Here is a 16,825-nt window from a genome sequence, read left to right on the forward strand (position 1 = left end):
TCATGACCAGTCTGAGAGAACAACACACCATCGCCCGGCATGCCCTGGCACCGACGCAGGGGTGCCGCCTGGAGGACCTTACCGACCTGCCGCGAGTCGGTTTTCGCGGTGCCCACAGTGCCGAGTACCTGCGCAGCCGCGGCTTCGTCCTGCCGGATGCGCCCAACCGAGCGGTAATTCAAGCCGACGGCAGTCAGGTGGTGCGGCTGTCGCAGACCGAATACCTGCTGCTGGGCAGTCCCGAGGATCAGGGCCAACGAATGGCGGATGAAGAGGCCCGCTGGGAACTTGATCATCAAGCCAACTATCTGCTGCCTCGTCAGGACAGCCATGCCTGCTTCCAACTCAACGGCGAACACCTGGCCGACGTCATGGCCAAGCTCTGCGGCGTCGACCTGAATCCTCTGGCGTTCGGTCCCGGCGCAGTAGCGCAAACCTCGGCGGCGCGGATCAACGTGATCGTGATCAACTCCAGTATGGCGCAGCGGGCCTGTTTTCACATCTTGTGTGATCGGGCCTCGAAGACGTATTTTCGTGAGGCCATGTTGGACGCGATGGAGGAGTTTTCCGGGTTGGGAACCTAAGATCACCTGGACGTTACATTAGCGGACGCTGGCTTCCACTAAAGCAGTGAGAATTCCACCCCGAGCCAGTCGTTTTGTAGGGGTAAAAACGCCTAAGAACAAAAGGGGGTCGCGAGATATAATCTCGAAACCCCTTGAATTATATGGTCGTAACTTCGCAAAAAAGGTATCGCCACCCCCTTTTACTTCCAGTTTCGGTGGGAAGGAATCTACACCCGCTTTTCGTGCAACACCTGGCCAAACAAGTCGTTGACTGAAATCCGCAAGGAGCGCAATGAAGCACGAGACCTTGTAGCCAAAGGGATCAATCCTAATGAGTACAAACGCGTAGAGAAGGTCAGACTAAAAGCGGAGCTGGCTGAAAACCTGCAGAAGCCGATCAGCAAAAATCTATGGAGCTAACAGTGCTAGACCTGGCGGGAGAATGGCTTCGCGATGGTGATGCACGAAAAGACGGTAATGCCGAGCTACGGAGAAAATTGGCGAAAGATCTTTCCCCCGCCGTTGGCTCAAAATTGATCAGTACCGTCAGTGAGCATGACCTGCGGGACTTGGTGCGTTCCGTCATGGCTCGCGGTGCTACTCGTCAGGCCATCAGTCTTTTTTCGGATGTCGTTCAGATGTTTGGATGGGCTGAGAAACGCCAGCCATGGCGAGCATTGCTGGCCAACGGAAATCCGGCAGACTTGGTCGAAATCGAAAGAATTATACCCAGCGACTACCAACAGGAACGTACCCGAACTCTCTCCTGTTCCGAACTTCTAGAATTAAACCAACGCTTTCACAAAATGACCGCAGACTATGCAGCGCTACCTGCCGGGAAGAAGTACGATGGAATTCGCTCCCTAAAACCAGAGTTTTAACTTGCACTTTGGATCTGTTTGGGAACGTTTTGCCGGATCGGTGAACTGCTTCAGGCCGAATGGACGAACGTCGATCTGGAGAAACATACCTGGTTCATCCCGAGCGGTAACGTCAAAGGCAGCCAGCGCAAGAAACAAGACCATCATGTTTTCCTCTCACCATTTGCCCTGCACTTCTTTCAGGATCTGAAAACGCTGACTGGGCATAGCCAATGGTGCTTTCCCGATAAGCAGGATGATCAGCATGTGGACGTAAAAGTGGTGAGTAAACAGGTCAGCGATCGCCAGGCCCGGTTCAAAAATCGTAAGGCCCTCTCACGACGACGCCATGACGATACGCTGGTACTGGCCGACGGCCAGAACGGTGATTGGACGCCGCATGACCTACGCCGCACGGGCGCAACCATGATGCAAGCCTTAGGTGTTAGCCTGAACGTCATCGATCGCTGTCAAAATCATGTGCTAGCCGGTGAGACGCCACTACCTGGATCATGGCTATGCTGAAGAGAAAAAGCGCGCCTGGAACCTGTTGGGTGATCGACTCAGTGCTGTGCTGTCCTCAACCTACGAGCCTCCACCAACCGAGTCGATGATGTCTTTTCCAGCGTACGTGGCGACAGAGACGTCGCCACCTTCATAGGGTCAACCAACTCGTGCTATGCCACAGAATCTCGAACGTCGGAGCTGGGCAGCTACCCTTTAAGATCAGATCACTCCTCGATCTTTGAATGCAGAGATCTGTTCGTCTGAATACCCCAGCTCCCGCAAAACGCCGACACTATGCTCGCCCAAACCTGGTGATGGCTTCTCTTCAACCATTTCGGTGTAAGGCATATGGACTGGGTGCTTCACGTAGCGATTTCCCGATTGGGCCGGCACCTCGACGATCATGCCGCGATGCTGCACTTGCGGGTCGGCGATTGCCTCGACCACCGTGTTGATCGGACTGCAGGGTACATCGGCCGCCTGAAGTGTCGTCATCCAAAACTCACGCCCGCTCTCTTGCAATCGGGCCGTCATCAAGGGCTCCAGACGAGCATGATTCTGCGCGCGCAGCGGACCGTCACGCAGCAGCGGATCATCGATCCACTCTGGCCGCTGCATCGCGATGCACATCCGTTGCCACTGCTCTTCGGTATCGACACAGATGGCAATCGGCTCATCGGCGGTAGCGAAGGCCTGGAACGGCGCGATCAGCGCGTGGCGACTACCCAGGCGGCGCGGAATATCACCCACCTGCAGAAAGCGCGCGACAGCGTTCTCCATCATTGCCAGCTGGCAATCGAGCATCGAAATATCGATGAACGACCCCTTTCCGCCCTCCTGGCCCCTGCCCACCAGCGCCGCCAGCACACCGACGGTGGTGAATAGGCCAGACCCGATATCGCCCAGCGAAATGCCCACGCGCGCAGGTGGTCCGAACTCTTCGCCGGTGATGCTCATCATGCCGGACATCGCCTGCGCGACCACGTCAAAAGACGGCAAGTGCTTATAAGGACCATCCTGCCCAAAGCCTGAAATGGCGGCGTAAACCAGTTGCGGGTTCAACTCACTCACGGCTTTATATCCGAACCCCAGGCGCTCCATTGCCCCCGCCCGATTGTTTTCAATAAACACATCGGCCGTCGTCAGTAACTGGCGAAGTACAGCTTTGCCCTCTTCCTCTTTCAAGTTCAGCGCGACGCTGCGCTTGTTCCGGTTGACGCTGTTGAAGTAGATGCTCTCCTCATCCTTGAACGGCGCAACGCTACGGGTGTAGTCCCCCCCTTGCGGACGCTCGATCTTGATCACATCAGCCCCGAGCATCGCGAGCAGCCAGGTTGAATATGGCCCTGCCAACATATGCGTAGCATCGATGACACGTATACCGCTTAAAGGCCCTTTATTGGGTATTTCAGATTTAATCGACATGACTTCACCCTGCCCGGCAACGGAAGTTGCCAGCGAACTATGATTAGTTAAATTAGAGAAAGCAGCTGTTTACCCAGGCGTCAGCGCTTTCTACTGTCGGTAACGTGATAACACCGGTGTTTCATCACACCGCAATGTTGTTCTAAAGCCCCTTCCACGAGGGAGGACGTTTTTGCTGAAACGCCGCAACGCCTTCACGAAAATCAGCCGAGTGATAGCAACGCAACAACACATCCTCGTCCTCGACACTTGCCACTTGCGCGTCGCGAAGTCGGCGCAGAGTGGTCTTGGTCGCCCAGAGCGTCAGTGGCGCAAGTTGCACCAGGTGTTCTGCTACCCGCTCGGCGGCAGCTTCCAGCGCGTCGTCGTCGACCAGCTCCCGGAACGCGCCACTTGCCATCAAGGCCGGGGCATCCAGCAAGCGTGCGCTGAACACCATTTCCTTGGTCATCGCGGTTCCGAACAGATCAACTAGGCGCTGATAGTTCAGGGCGCTGAGGCAATTGCCAACGGTTCGTGCAATAGGGAATCCGAACCGCGCAGAACGACTGATGATGCGCACGTCACAAGCCGCGGCAATCAGCGCCCCCCCTCCCACACAGGGCCCGGCGATGGCAGCGACGGTCGGGATTGTCAGCGCTTCGAGCGACTGGATGAGCGTTTCACTGTGACTTTCGAGCTCAAGAAACTCTGCGGTCGTTTTCGCATCCTCCAGCGCGCCGAAATCCGCCCCTGCCATGAACGACGGGCGCGCTCCCGTAGCACCGGTCAGCACCAGTGCCTTGACCGAGGCATCGCCTGCAAGCGCCTGGAATATTTCCGTCAACGCCTCTTCCATTGCCGGCGACATCGCGTTCAAGGCGTGAGGCCGATTGAAGATGATCCATTCAACGCTCCCTCGCCGTAACCGGATAATCTCGCCACTCTCTTCGATTTTCATAGTTGAATCCTGTCAGGCCTTTTAATGAGTACTTACCGCTCGACGGCCGCTGCCAACCTACCGGTTTAACTGTTAACCCGTTCTCCGGATGGCAGCAGGTGGCAATCCTGTTTTGGCAAATGCAGCAGCACGACCTGCCCTACCCGATAGTCGACCGTCGGGGGCGTAAAGGCGCGCACCGAAAGGCCAGCGCCGATGTCCACCAAAACATCGCAATATTCTCCGAGGTACGCCGTGCGCAGCACCGTGCCGGGCAGGACATTGGTCACGCCTTGATTTGGCCCGACGATCCGCACTTTGGACGGACGGATACACAGGGTGATTTCTGCACCAGGACCGGCGCCGCTGCGGTCCACCCCCACCAGTGACTGTTCTCCAAAGCGCAATGTGCCGGGCCCCGTTAACACGCCCTTGATCACGTTATTGCTGCCGATGAACGCCGCGACGAACGCGTTGGCCGGCAGCTCGAAAATCTCCCTCGGCGAACCCAGTTGTTGCACGCTGCCTCCATTCATCACTGCCACCTGGTTGGCCGTCACCAATGCCTCGCCCTGATCGTGGGTGACGTAGACCGTCGTCAGTCCAAGCAAGTCATGCACTCGCCGGATTTCGAAGCGCATTTCTTCCCGAAGGTGCGCGTCAAGGTTCGACAGCGGTTCGTCGAGCAATAAAATGCTCGGCTCGACGATAAGCGCCCGCGCCAGGGCCACACGCTGCTGTTGCCCACCCGACAACTCAGAGGGATAGCGATCAGCCAGGTGGTCGAGGTGCACGGTCTTGAGGGTTTTAGTGAGTTTTTCTTGCAGTACAGCCCGCGGCACCTTGCGTATCTGCAAGCCAAACGCCACGTTCTCGGCCACGGTTTTGTGTGGCCAGACCGCATAGTTTTGAAACACCAGCGATATATTCCGACGCTCTGGAGGGACCACGCCCTGCGCGCTGGAAATGACCCGGTCATTGACGCGAATTTCGCCTGCGGTCGGGGTTTCAAAACCGGCCAGCAACTGCAGCGTGGTCGACTTGCCACAGCCGGATGGCCCAAGCAACGCCAACAGCGTTCCGTCCTCCACGGTCAGGTCGATGCCCTTCAGCGCCTGGAACTGGCCGAAGCTTTTTTGCAAATCACGGATCTGGATCTGGCTCATGGGGCGACTCCGGTTTCAGCACTGGCACGTTTATGTTTCGCTAGCTTCACGCTGAGCATTTGAGCGATCGCCACCACCACCATGGTGACAACCAGCAGCAATACGCTAGCGGCAGCCACCGCCTCGTAATTGCCGCCATCCTTGTAGTTGTAAATCAACGTGGTCATGACGTTGGTGCTGGGCGTTATCAGGAACACTGCCACCGAGAGCTCGCGCATCACGGGGATAAACACCAACAGCCATCCTGAAATCAGTCCAGACCTCAACAACGGTGCCGTGATGCTGGTGAATGTCTTCGACTCACTAGCACCCAGAATCCGTGCGACCCGCTCCAGGTCCGGGCTGATGCCCTTGAGCATTGCCCCACCATGGGAATAGGCAATGGGCAGGAACGTCGCGACGAACGCCGCAATAATGATCGCCGAGGTCCCGTACAGGCTCAGGGGTGGCTGGGTATAGGCCGCGAAGAAACCCACCGACAACACAATCCCGGGAATGATGATCGGCAGATTGGTCAACGCCGCGATAATGGCCGTCCCCGCTACCAGGCGGCGTTCGACGATGTAGGCGATCAGGGTGCCAAGCAGCACGCAAAGACTGGCGCCTATGGCGGCGTAGGCCAATGAATTGATAATCGCCGCCTGAGTTTCGGCGTTCTCCAGGATAGCCCATCGATACCAGTGGAACGTCAGGTTGCTCAGCGATGGCCCCTGCCCCCAGGCTTTGGAGAGAGAAACAACGATCAGGGCGAAGTAAGGCAGGATCACCGCCGTCACCGGGACAATCAGCGCGAACAACAACCCGGCCCAACGCCAGCCTTTCAGATCGATGCTGCGCCCCGCCCGGCTCTTGCCACCGATCATCACAAAACGTCTGCGGCCAAGCATTTTTTTGCGTACCCAGAACAACCCGCCAGTGAGCAACAGAAGCGGCATGCAATACGCCGCCGCCATGTACAACTCGGGCGGGAACAACTGATAGAACTCGGCCAGTTTGGTGGTGACGACCGATGTCCCTGAAGGCGTGAGCAGAAAGGCTGGAACCCCGAACAGGGTCATTCCCTGAATGAACGACAGAATGAAACCCACGATGACCGAAGGCATCACCATCGGGATGGTCACGCTGAACATTGTGCGAAGAACGCTGGCGCCGAGCGTCGTCGCCGCGTCTTCCAGTTCGACCGCCATTTCATCGAGCGCACTGGCGACGATCGTAAAGGTATACGGGACGGTATAGATGGCGCAGACGAAGATCGCCCCGCCCATCGAGTAGATGTTGAGCAGGGGCAAATCGCCGCCCGAGACTTGTCGATAGAGCGTGTTCAGCCAGCCGGCGTTAGGTGCCGCGAGCAGAATCCAGCCCAGTGCGCCAATGAACGACGGGGTCACGAAGGCCCCCAGCGTGAGCATCCTGATGAGCCCGCGTCCCGGCATGTTGGTACGCGCCACCAGCCAGGCCAGCGGAACACCCAGCAGCGTTGAAATCGCTGCGGTCGAGAACGCCAGAATAATCGAATTGATGATTGGCTGGAGCATGCCTTTGGCAGTCACCAGGCGCACGTAATTGTTCAGCGTCCATTGTTGCGTGGCGTCATCGTGCACGCTGTTGAACAGAATCCAGCCGACCGGTTGCGCAACCAATAAGAACAGCGCCGCCAGAACCACGGTCACCACGGTCCAGCGCACCCAGGGTCGGTGTCGTCTCATCTCGGCGCCAACGGTCGCCGAGGAAGTGCTTATCGCAAAAACGCCCATACAGGGGTCACTCCTGAATCTACCGTCGCCAGGCCGCTCGGGCCCGGCGGGTATTGGTTCAACCGATGATGTCTTTCCACTTGGCGATACCTTCGGCGACTTCGGCCGCCAGGTCTTCAGGTGGATTGCGGTACCAGGTTAACTGGGACAGGCTGCGGCCCTCGGCCCATGGCACGTCAGTGCGCAATGTTGGCCAGAAGTTTGCCGCCAGGATTTGCGAGACTTCAAGGTCATACAAAAAGTCGGAGAACAGCTTCGCCGCGTTCGGGTGTGGCGCTTTCAGTGGAATGGCACTCAGCCCCAGGTTGAGAATAGTGCCGTCAGTCGGGGTCACTACGTTGATCGGGTTGCCAGCCGCCTTTTGTGTCAGCGAGTAACTGAAGGGCGCACCGAGACCCACAAGGCGCTCGCCTGACAGAATATCGGTGACGGTATCCACGTTCGACTGGCCGACCTTGGGGTTCAGCTTCGCCAGTTCCTTGAGGTAATGGTCGCCGTACTTTTTACGGATCGCTACCACCCAGGAAGCGACATCCCCCGAAAAGGACGGGCTGCCGACCGTCAGCTTGTTGGCCCATTGAGCATCCAGAGCAGCCTCCCATGAGGTGGGCGCTGATGTGACTTTGTCCGATTGGTAATTCAGGCTGGTCAGGCTGATGGCGCCGACCTGGAAGGTGTCGTCCTTGTCCAGTCCCTGGAATTCCTGCGGCAGAAACTCCGTACCCGCCGGTTTGTAGGGCATCAACGCGCCGATCTTTTTCAACTCCAGGTAGTGAAGAATATTGGTACTGCCCAGCGAGTCGCAGTTGGGCGCATTGTTCTGCAGCTCGAGACGCAACCGGGTGTAGATCGTCTGCGATGCCTGACGCAGCAGGTTGACTTTGATCCCCGGGTAGCGCCGGGTGAACGTGTCACGGATGGCTTCAATGGTCCTTTGTTCGTAGGAGCCCCAGTAAAGGTTGAGTGCACCTTCTTTCTGTGCAGCCGCGTACAGCGACTCGTCGGCAGCGAACGAAGGACGAATCAATCCTGCTGCTAAACCTGCACCTGCGATACTGCTCGCTTGCAAAAATCTGCGCCGCGTAAATTCGACCATTTCGATGCCCCTTCGCCTGTTGCTGCGTAATTATTGTGGGTGGATAGCCGTGTTTCTGTGGTTCAGTAATCGCCTGTCGTTGCACCGCCGTCGACAATGAGAACTTGCCCGCTCATGTAACTGGCGTCGTCGGAGGCGAGGAACGCGACCACAGAGGCGATTTCTGCAGGTTGTGCAGGTCGGCCCAGTGGCATTCTTGCGATCCAGCGCGCCCTGATTTCCTCTGGCACACTCGCCAGAATAGGTGTCTCAACGATCCCGGGTGCCACGGCGTTGACCAATACGCCGTGGCGCGCGGCCTCCAGAGCGACGGTGTGGGTCAAACCCACCACGCCCGCCTTGGCCGATGAATAATTCGACTGACCGTAGGTGCCGAGGATCGCAGTGGAAGCGATATTGATGATCCTGCCCCAACCGCGCCCGACCATCGCCGCCACCCCGAATTGACACCCCATCCAGGAGCCTCGCAGGTTGACGTCGATCACCGCGTCCCAGTCTTCATCGGTCATCTTCATCAACGTTCTATCACGCACGATGCCTGCCACGTTCACCAGAATGTCGACGGCTTTGAAGGCCGGCGGCAGTTCAGCCATGACCGCGGTCCAACTGGCACGGCTCGAAACGTCAAGATTGATTGCTATCGCCTGATAGCCCTCAGAGGTCAGGGCGTGAGCCAGCTCGGCTGCACCAGGGCCGAGGTCGGCAATGACGACCGCTGCGCCCTCTCGCGCCAGGCGCTGACAGATCGCTGAGCCAATGCCGCCAGCACCACCGGTAATCAACGCGACATGCCCTTGCAGACGTGTGCTCATGATTCGCTCCCTGTGCGGCAGGCGACCGCAAATACGTCGTCGCCTTCCTGCACCACTTCACCGTTCTGGTTGAGCAGGCGCAGCCTGACCCGGGCAATGCCCCGCGAGGGGTTTGAAGTGCTTTTGCGCAGTGCTTCAATCTCCGCGACATAGTGCAGCGTGTCGCCTGCGAACACCGGCGCGACGAATCGGCGACGGGTTTCGAGAAACGCGATGATCGCCCAGTCATCGATACTCGAGCGCAGTCCGGTGCTCATGGAGTGAGCCAACATGCCGTGGGCGATCCGGCGCCCGAAGGTGCCCTCACGCGCAGCTTCTTCATCCATGTGCAACGGGTTGAAATCGCCCGTCAACCCGGCGAACAGGACGATGTGGGTTTCCGTCAACGTGATACGGGACGACACCAATGACTGAGCAACGGCCAGGTCGTCGAAGTAGAGGGTGGAACTCATGAGTGGCTCCTTGGGCGGAAAACCGGCAATGAGGTGGCTGAATCCGTTTCAATGAACGCAACCGACACGTTCATGCCGATGGTGATTTCGTCGACCGCCATGCCGTGAAGTTGCGAGAGCATCAGTGGGCCTTCTTCGAGTTCGACCAAGGCGCATACATAAGGCGCGTCCAGCCGTGAATGGCCACGGTGGATAACCGAATAGGTAAACACCTTGCCGTGCCCGCAGACTTGCACCCACTCGGGCTGGATCGACAGATCATCAAGGCAATGGTCCCGGGGGTACCACTGCCACGCGCCTGACACGGGGTTGTGTTGAACGAGCAACCGCCCTTCCCGCAGGGCGGCCCACCAGGGTGCCGACAGGGCGTCGGTGACAACAGGACTGAAAGTGGTCATATCGCTGGCTCCTCAGACGGTCAGAATGACGGTGGCAGCGGCACAGAATGTTCCGCCCAGCCCATGAACCAACGCGACCTCCGCGTCTTTCACCTGCACCCCAGGCCCTTCACCGCGCAATTGCCGGACGCCTTCGATCAGCGCCAGCAGGCCGCGCTTGCCCGGATGGTTCGACGCCAGCCCGCCGCCGTCGGTGTTGCAGGGTAGAGAACCGCCGATGCTCAGATGGCCGTCCGCCACGAACCGCCCGCTTTCACCCCGAGGGCTGAATCCAAGGTCCTCAAGGGCCAGCATTGGTGTGATCGTGAAGGCATCGTAGAGCTGCGCAACGTCGATATCGGCAGGCTTCAACCCGGCCATTTCGAATGCGCGGGGGCCGGTTCGAGCCGCTGGCGTGATGAGTTCGCGGGACATCTGGCTGATTTGAGTGCGTTGTGTGGCCATGCCGAAACCGCTCAGGTAAACCGGCTTTTTCCGACAATCTGCTGCGCGCTCCCGGCTCGTCATCACGATTGCGCCGCCGCCATCGGTCACGACGCAGCAATCGAGCCGGTGCAACGGCGACGCGATCATGGATGAATTCAGAACGTCTTCGACGGTGATGGGTTTGCCCCCCAGAAACGCATCGGGATTTGCAGCGGCGTGTTGACGGAATGTTACGGCCACCTGCGCTAACTGCTCGGCCGTGGTGCCATAGAGGTGCATATGACGCTGGGCATACATGGCATACGTTGAGATGAGCGTCGGCGCGAATGGCAATTCAAACTGTCCCGGGCCGGCAGGAAGGACGAACGGATCGAATGAAGGGGTCTTCAATGGCCACCAGCGCGGTGACGCGGCGTAGCTGATCACCACGACATCGGCCAGCCCGGCAGCAATCGCCACTGCCGCGTGGGCGGCATGAACGAGATAGGAACAACCGCCGACGTCGGTGCTGTCGAACCAGCGCGGCTCTATGCCCAGGTACTCGGCCATTTCGGTCACGCTGTTGACACCGCCCCCCTCGGCCCAGTCGCCCGACGCCACACATAAACCGTCGACATCCCCAAGGGTCAGCCCGGCTTGCACCAGCGCTGCCTGGATACACTCCACCTGGATCGCGAAAGGATGAACATTCGGCGCGTCCCTGCGGGGCGATTCATAGGCGCCGACAATGGCGGCGCGTCCGGAAAGGTTCAAGGCACACTCCTGAAAAGATCGAAAGCCATGACCCACAAATTCCGTCATCGAGGGCCGTGCGAACAAGCAGTTAGAAAATGCCTGAATGGTGCATTGGATGCACCGATGCATTGGCATGAGACTTGCGCTTGTCTTTAACTCCCGAGGCCTGGAATACCTATGAATCGACGACTACCGCCCCTACTCGCCGTACGCGCCTTCGAAGGATTCAGTCGTTGTGGAAGCGTGCGGCAGTGCGCCGAAGAACTCTCGGTTTCACATACCGTAATCTCCAGGCATATACAGAATCTGGAAGCCGCCGTCGGCACGAAACTGGTCAAGAAGTCAGGTCGCGGACTTGAGATGACACGTGAAGGCCAGCGCTACGCGGCACAGCTTCGGCGGGCACTGGATATCATCGCGGACGCCAGCAGCGATCTGCGCCAGGGCGAAGACGCGCTGCACGTCTGCTGCATGGCGGGTCTGGCTTCCAGACGATTGTTGGGAAGACTGGGCGAGCTGGAAGAGGCACTCAACGGTCGTGAGTTGACACTCGAGCCGACCAGTACGCGCCCCGACTTCAGTCGCAATGAAGCGGATGCCGAGATTGTCTATCTGGAAGAACTGAATCTCGGCGAGGAACTGTGCGCAGAGCTTTTCGCCCGACCCTTGATCCGGGCAGTGGCCAGCCCGGCGTTTTGCAATCGTTTTGCCGAGGTGATCTGCGCCGAAGACTTGCTGGAATTACCGTTGATCCATGAGCGTAATACGCAGCGCTGGTCGCAATGGTTCAGCATCGCCGGTGTTACGGATATTCCCAGGTTGCGCGGGCCACGGCTGTGGCACGGTCACCTCACCCTCGAAGCGGCCTGCATGGGTCAGGGTGTGGCACTCGTCAGCGAGCTGCTGGCCGATGAAAAAATCGCTGCTGGCGAACTGATCGATGTATTGCCGATGACGATTCGTCTAGGCGGGTATTACTTCATCGCTCCCACTCGAAAATGGAATGATCAAGCCATCGTCCGGCTGCGGCAGTGGCTGCATTCAGTGTTCCCCGGAGAACTGGAAAAAGGCGACATTAATGCACCAGTCAGGGTGCCCGGTTCCGGTTCTGCACCGTAATAGTACATTTCACATACAAGGAGTCAGCCAATGAACATTCCGCAACCGAACGCAAAGCCCTGCGAGAAGGCGGTCGTCAGAGATGAATGGATCGACCTCTACGGCCATATGAACATGGCTTATTACGTAAAGCTCCTTGATGACTTGGGCCATCGCATCCTGGAGCAGTTCGGGCTGGGCGAGGGATACACACGGGAGCGCAATTGCGGGCTATTTACCGTTGAGGCCAATCTGAAATACCTCAGGGAGGTCAGCGCGGGCGATCCACTGCGTGTGGAGCTCACGCCCCTGAGATTTGACGAGAAACGCCTGGTGACTCTGGTCGAGCTCTTCCATGACGAGCAAAACTATCTCAGCGCGACCATGCAGCAGACGGCGGTGCATGTGAATCTCGACACCCGTAAAGTGTGCCCGTTTGGCGACGAAACCAAGGATCGTTTGCAAAAAATGATGGAGGCTTACACATCGGGAGACTGGAGCACGCTCAAGCCGGCATCTTGCGCTCAGCTACCGTCCACTTGACGCGCCAGCGCACCACTTAAGGACCGAACGACGAGGAAATACTCGTTGCGGATTGAGCAGGGTTCAGCCAACCGCCGTGAACAGCGCGAACAACTGGCTGCGAAAGTTGATCCCTAGTCGTTCGAACGCCCGGTTGCGGTAGGTCTTCACAGTGCTTTCCCGATCAGCAGACCCTCTTCGCTCCAGTCAAATTGAAAAGCCTCACCGAGTGCAAACGTCAGCGGTACAAAGGCCCGTAAAGACTTGCCTTGTTCGCCGCGCCACGAACGTATGAAGGCGGTGAGCTGGTTGTAGCCGCCGTCGTAACCCTCGGCCTTGATCAGCTCTAGGAGGGCTTTGGCGCTTCCGCGGTTGTGCTTTGCCCGAAACGAATCGGCCTTGAGCGCCTGCTCCAGCGTCTGGTGAAACGGACTGAGTTTGTTGAAAGTTGCGCACCGCTGGTACGCCGGCTAAGTGGCTTCCGGCGCTCTGCCCCATTTCCGGATGGTGTTTCTCGACAGCCCGGTACGCTTGGCTATCTGATGCAGCGACAACTTGTCGCGAAAATACATGCGCCGAATTTTTCCCATATTCCCATGCTGATCACCCTGCGCTCTCCTGCCCGGAAAGTGAGCAGAAGCAGTTGAACACCTGGGTCAGCTTTCAGTCGGCAGAACAGCCTTTACTGGGTCAGTTTTCGGTCAGCGGCAACAAACAAAGGCAAAAATACCCCCTGTGTGGACAAGGTCACTTGGAATACACCGAGGGCCAAGATCTGCACGATTGCGTCGTTGAAGACCGGTTACAGCGGCGATGATATCCGCGACTTGATGCTGGAAAGCATGGAGAAACGTTTTGGTGATCAATTGCCGACAACGCCGGTGCAATGGCTTAGCGACAACGGCTCGGCGTACACAGCCGAGCAGACACGCCTGTTTGCTCGACAGATCGGCTTGCAGCCGGTGACCACCCCGGTACGCAGCCCGCAGAGCAACGGCATGGCCGAGAACTTCGTGAAGACAATCAAGCGTGACTACGTGGCACACATGCCCAAGCCGGATCGAGAAACGGCGTTGCGCAACCTGGCCATTGCCTTCGAGCATTACAACGAGCAGCATCCGCACAGCGCCTTGAACTATCTCGCCGAGGGAGTTCAGGCGCTTGGCAGCCGCATCAATTTAACAGTGAGTTGGTGTCCGATTTTGTAAGGGCAAGTCCAAATCAGACGAACAATCATCAAGCCGTCTCCAAACTTTGAGGTGCAAGTGACACCATTAAAGCGGACGCCCATACAACCTTACAACCACTGGCTGATCCGCCACGCGTTACCGTGCTGACGCACGGCGTTATTCACCCAGACATAACCCGATACAGATGCTCGTATGCCATCTCGATAATCCCGCACTCGATCTCAATCGCACAATTGCAGTTGTGGAACGAATCAACAGAATCGACTTCGCTATTGCTCAGGGGTCGCAAACAGTGCTTGCCCCCCCTGATACCTAAACCTTTGCACTAAGGTTTAGGGTTGCTGAGATAGGCGCCAATTGCATTGAGCTGTTCGTCATTGATTTCAGTTTTCCGGAATGACGGCATCGTCGAGCGACCATTGCGCACAACATACTCAATGACGTCAGGCACCAAGCTTTCGCGCTGTTCCAGCGCCGCGGGCAAGGCATCCTGATACAGCGCTTTGAGTGCCTGGGTCCCTGGATGGCCGGGGCCAGGCGCATGGCATGCTGCACACCAGTGATCGTAAAGCGCTTTACCGTCAAGAACAGAACCCGCCTGGATAGTCAAAGGCAGAAGCGAAACCATCAGGATCATTGGATGATATCGGTTCATCAGTGACCTCCACGCAGGTGCTTCGGCCAGATTCCACCACGCCCTGGCGACAGTATGCCTTTAGGATCAAGCGCATCCTTTAAGGTCTCGTTGAATCTCAGGAGGGCGTTGTTGTTATAAGAGTATGTGCTGGCAACCAGATCTTGAAAGATTGGCGCCGTCCTGTATTCCGCCCAGCCATGTTCTGCGCCAACCTTGATAAGGTGTTCGAACGCCTGCCTCACCTGCTGATTTTGAACCTTGTCTGATCGAGAGGTATTGAAGTCCATGACCAAAACGAACGCTCGATACATCCACGTTCGAGGCCCGCTATAAGGGCCGATTCTTGATGGCATTCCAAGATCTTTGAACGCTTGGCCGAATACGTTATGAGCCTTGAGCAAAGCCTCTCCAGAGCGGGGAATGACTGGTGAAAACCACAGGTGGCCATCCGAGGGATTGGCGTTGAACGCAGACCGACTCCCCAGCGCAAAGGCTGAGAGGTTCGGCACACCGAGGCTGACTTGGCTTCTAGCGTTATTTTTTGCTTCAGCGCTCAACGGAAAGCTGATGGATTCTGCCTCTTGAAACGTTACGCCAGGTATTGATGCCAGACGCTGCCTGGCATAGTCCCAATTGGCGCTGTTGGTGGTTTGCGGTCCATAGAAATTCAGTGTGGCTGTCCAGAAGGGCAGATTATGGCTTTTTGCATAATGCTCATATGCTTGCGGCTCCCCTCCCCCAGGCTGAGCCATCAACTTTAATAATACCGGGTCTGGCGCAGACTTGAGGACGCGCGGAATCTCCAACGGACTGCTGTAACGAACGAATCCCAACAGCCCGGAATCCTCAAGATAATTGAGGTGTCGTACCAGTGGAATAATGTCTTCATATCGTGCCACCGACACGCTGGCCGACAAGAAGTGTTCAGGCATCGGCATCAACCAGAAACCCATTTTGGTCACGACGCCATAGTTGGCCTGAGAAAATAAACCATCGACATTCGGTCCAAATCCGTACTTGAACTCTGCCCATGTCTCTGCCCCTGGCACCGCCCCCATTCCGGTACGAAGAATTTCGCCATTTGCCAGAACGACTTCCATTCCACAATGATTGGCGAAATGGTCGCGGTATGGGGCAGCGGAGTAACCAACCCCATGATCCAGCGAATTTCCGATTGGTCCGCCCATGGCATTAGAGGGCAAGTCCAGCATCAGTCGTAATCCACGAGCCTCCAGGTAACGGTACAGGTCGAAGTAAGATACGCCCGGCTCCACGATGCAGAAGTTGCGAGTGTCATCAACTTCTATGATGCGATCCATCCTCTTCAGATCGAGAATAACGCAACCTGCGTGATTGGCAGATGCACCACCGTAGCCAAGGTTTTTACCCGTGGAGATGGTGTACAACGCTATGCCATGCTCATTGGCCGCACGAACAATTTCTTGAACTTGCTCGACATTACCAGGCGCCACCGCCGCTAAAGGGAGCACTTCCCCCGGCTCGTCCCAGATAACCGAGTAGGGATCCCTGTAGGTGGAGAGATCCTCCTTGCTGGTAAACACCCACTCTGGACCGACCGTTTTTCTGAAAGAGTCGATTGCCTGGCCATAGGCGCCGTTATTATTGATATTGTATGAAGCCATTGCATTCACTCCAGATGATTTGAGGAGCCAATCATCAAACTGTGCGAGGTACTATTAACCAGGAATACAATGAACCAGACATCCGTCCCGGGCCTTTAAAAGAGCGTTTCTCATGACTCACATGAGGAACACTCTTAACGTTTGCGGATAGTAAATCGAGAACATCATGCGGCCAGGCGTCTGAACACTTGACGTCGGCCACTGTGGCGAGAATTGTGGGTGCGCCTTCCAGCGTGTGCCTGATGCCTTGTGCGCCCAAAGGGTGGTGTTCGCCTTGATAAACCAGCCGCATGCCGTGGTCGCGGGCCAGTTGCCCGAGGCAGATCAAAACGCTATAGCTGGTCAGGCCTGCAATAACGCCTTGGGTGAGGTGCCAACGTTGGTGAAGATGCTCGCCCCAGAACGCGGTCACATCGCCCTCCACTGGCGTCACCAACAAGCCACGGTTTCTCGCCGCTCTGGCGAAAAGAAAACCTTCGACTGACCGCTGATCAACCAGTAGCGAATGAAATCTTGCGCTCCATTGGTATGAATGGAATGGCAACGCAGCCGCGCTCGCCATCACCGATACAGCCCCGACACCTAAGCTCGCTTCGAGAAATGCTCTTCTGTTGATCAT

Annotated in this window: 15 protein-coding genes and 3 pseudogenes; 5 read left to right on the plus strand and 13 right to left on the minus strand. The window is 57.2% G+C overall.

Going from position 1 to position 16,825, the window contains the following annotated elements:
• Nucleotides 1–2: 2 nt before the first annotated feature.
• Nucleotides 3–584 (plus strand): sarcosine oxidase subunit gamma, encoded by a 582-nt coding sequence (locus AB7M29_RS20600; protein WP_454247732.1) that lies wholly within the window; start codon nt 3–5, stop codon nt 582–584.
• Nucleotides 585–737: 153 nt separating this feature from the next.
• A pseudogene (locus AB7M29_RS20605) lies at nt 738–2,087 on the plus strand (tyrosine-type recombinase/integrase); the annotation flags it as partial.
• A 65-nt stretch (nt 2,088–2,152) separates the two neighbouring features.
• Here the strand turns inward: AB7M29_RS20605 and AB7M29_RS20610 are convergent.
• The 9 genes from AB7M29_RS20610 to AB7M29_RS20650 form a co-directional block, all read right to left on the minus strand.
• Complete coding sequence (locus AB7M29_RS20610; RefSeq protein WP_454247733.1) at nt 2,153–3,358, minus strand: CaiB/BaiF CoA transferase family protein; 1,206 nt, start codon at nt 3,356–3,358, stop codon at nt 2,153–2,155.
• 142 nt (nt 3,359–3,500) lie between these two features.
• Nucleotides 3,501–4,298 carry an enoyl-CoA hydratase gene (locus AB7M29_RS20615; RefSeq protein WP_454247734.1) on the minus strand — a complete coding sequence of 266 codons (798 nt, stop codon included), beginning with the start codon at nt 4,296–4,298 and terminating at the stop codon, nt 3,501–3,503.
• 65 nt (nt 4,299–4,363) lie between these two features.
• The gene (locus AB7M29_RS20620; RefSeq protein ID WP_454247735.1) at nt 4,364–5,443 is read right to left on the minus strand and encodes an ABC transporter ATP-binding protein; all 1,080 of its coding nucleotides are present in this window, start codon (nt 5,441–5,443) and stop codon (nt 4,364–4,366) included.
• Complete coding sequence (locus AB7M29_RS20625; RefSeq protein ID WP_454247736.1) at nt 5,440–7,149, minus strand: ABC transporter permease; 1,710 nt, start codon at nt 7,147–7,149, stop codon at nt 5,440–5,442. Before AB7M29_RS20625 ends, AB7M29_RS20620 begins: the two co-directional genes overlap by 4 nt.
• 106 nt (nt 7,150–7,255) lie before the next feature.
• Nucleotides 7,256–8,293: an extracellular solute-binding protein gene (locus AB7M29_RS20630; RefSeq protein WP_454247737.1), complete on the minus strand. Its 1,038-nt coding sequence runs from the start codon at nt 8,291–8,293 to the stop codon at nt 7,256–7,258.
• 62 nt (nt 8,294–8,355) lie between these two features.
• Nucleotides 8,356–9,105: an SDR family oxidoreductase gene (locus AB7M29_RS20635; RefSeq protein WP_454247738.1), complete on the minus strand. Its 750-nt coding sequence runs from the start codon at nt 9,103–9,105 to the stop codon at nt 8,356–8,358.
• A complete protein-coding gene (locus AB7M29_RS20640) occupies nt 9,102–9,557 on the minus strand; it encodes a MaoC family dehydratase (RefSeq protein WP_454247739.1) in 456 nt (151 codons plus the stop codon). The genes AB7M29_RS20635 and AB7M29_RS20640 overlap by 4 nt, the downstream gene beginning before the upstream one ends.
• The gene (locus AB7M29_RS20645; protein WP_454247740.1) at nt 9,554–9,955 is read right to left on the minus strand and encodes a Zn-ribbon domain-containing OB-fold protein; all 402 of its coding nucleotides are present in this window, start codon (nt 9,953–9,955) and stop codon (nt 9,554–9,556) included. Before AB7M29_RS20645 ends, AB7M29_RS20640 begins: the two co-directional genes overlap by 4 nt.
• A 12-nt stretch (nt 9,956–9,967) precedes the next feature.
• Nucleotides 9,968–11,134 (minus strand): thiolase C-terminal domain-containing protein, encoded by a 1,167-nt coding sequence (locus AB7M29_RS20650; RefSeq protein ID WP_454247741.1) that lies wholly within the window; start codon nt 11,132–11,134, stop codon nt 9,968–9,970.
• 159 nt (nt 11,135–11,293) lie between these two features.
• Here AB7M29_RS20650 and AB7M29_RS20655 point away from each other — a divergent pair, with 159 nt between their 5' ends.
• Together AB7M29_RS20655 and AB7M29_RS20660 are read left to right on the plus strand one after the other, a co-directional pair.
• Nucleotides 11,294–12,235, plus strand: a complete 942-nt coding sequence (locus AB7M29_RS20655; protein ID WP_454247742.1) for a LysR substrate-binding domain-containing protein — start codon at nt 11,294–11,296, stop codon at nt 12,233–12,235.
• Nucleotides 12,236–12,265: 30 nt separating this feature from the next.
• Nucleotides 12,266–12,757, plus strand: a complete 492-nt coding sequence (locus AB7M29_RS20660) for an acyl-CoA thioesterase (protein WP_454247743.1) — start codon at nt 12,266–12,268, stop codon at nt 12,755–12,757.
• 158 nt (nt 12,758–12,915) lie between these two features.
• Here the strand turns inward: AB7M29_RS20660 and AB7M29_RS20665 are convergent.
• A pseudogene (locus AB7M29_RS20665) lies at nt 12,916–13,326 on the minus strand (IS21 family transposase); the annotation flags it as partial.
• A gap of 234 nt (nt 13,327–13,560) precedes the next feature.
• Between AB7M29_RS20665 and AB7M29_RS20670 the strand changes: the two are divergent.
• Nucleotides 13,561–13,918, plus strand: a pseudogene (locus tag AB7M29_RS20670) (integrase core domain-containing protein); the annotation flags it as partial.
• 333 nt (nt 13,919–14,251) lie between these two features.
• Here AB7M29_RS20670 and AB7M29_RS20675 read toward each other — a convergent pair.
• Genes AB7M29_RS20675 through AB7M29_RS20685 form a run of 3 tightly spaced genes read right to left on the minus strand, consistent with a single transcriptional unit; the run spans nt 14,252 to nt 16,825 of the window.
• Entirely contained in the window at nt 14,252–14,581 is a 330-nt protein-coding gene (locus AB7M29_RS20675; RefSeq protein ID WP_454247744.1) for a c-type cytochrome, read from the minus strand.
• Complete coding sequence (locus tag AB7M29_RS20680; protein WP_454247745.1) at nt 14,581–16,206, minus strand: FAD-binding oxidoreductase; 1,626 nt, start codon at nt 16,204–16,206, stop codon at nt 14,581–14,583. The genes AB7M29_RS20675 and AB7M29_RS20680 overlap by 1 nt, the downstream gene beginning before the upstream one ends.
• Nucleotides 16,207–16,240: 34 nt before the next feature.
• Nucleotides 16,241–16,825: a hypothetical protein gene (locus AB7M29_RS20685; protein WP_454247746.1), complete on the minus strand. Its 585-nt coding sequence runs from the start codon at nt 16,823–16,825 to the stop codon at nt 16,241–16,243.

The organism is Pseudomonas sp. F-14 TE3623 (assembly GCF_053629015.1).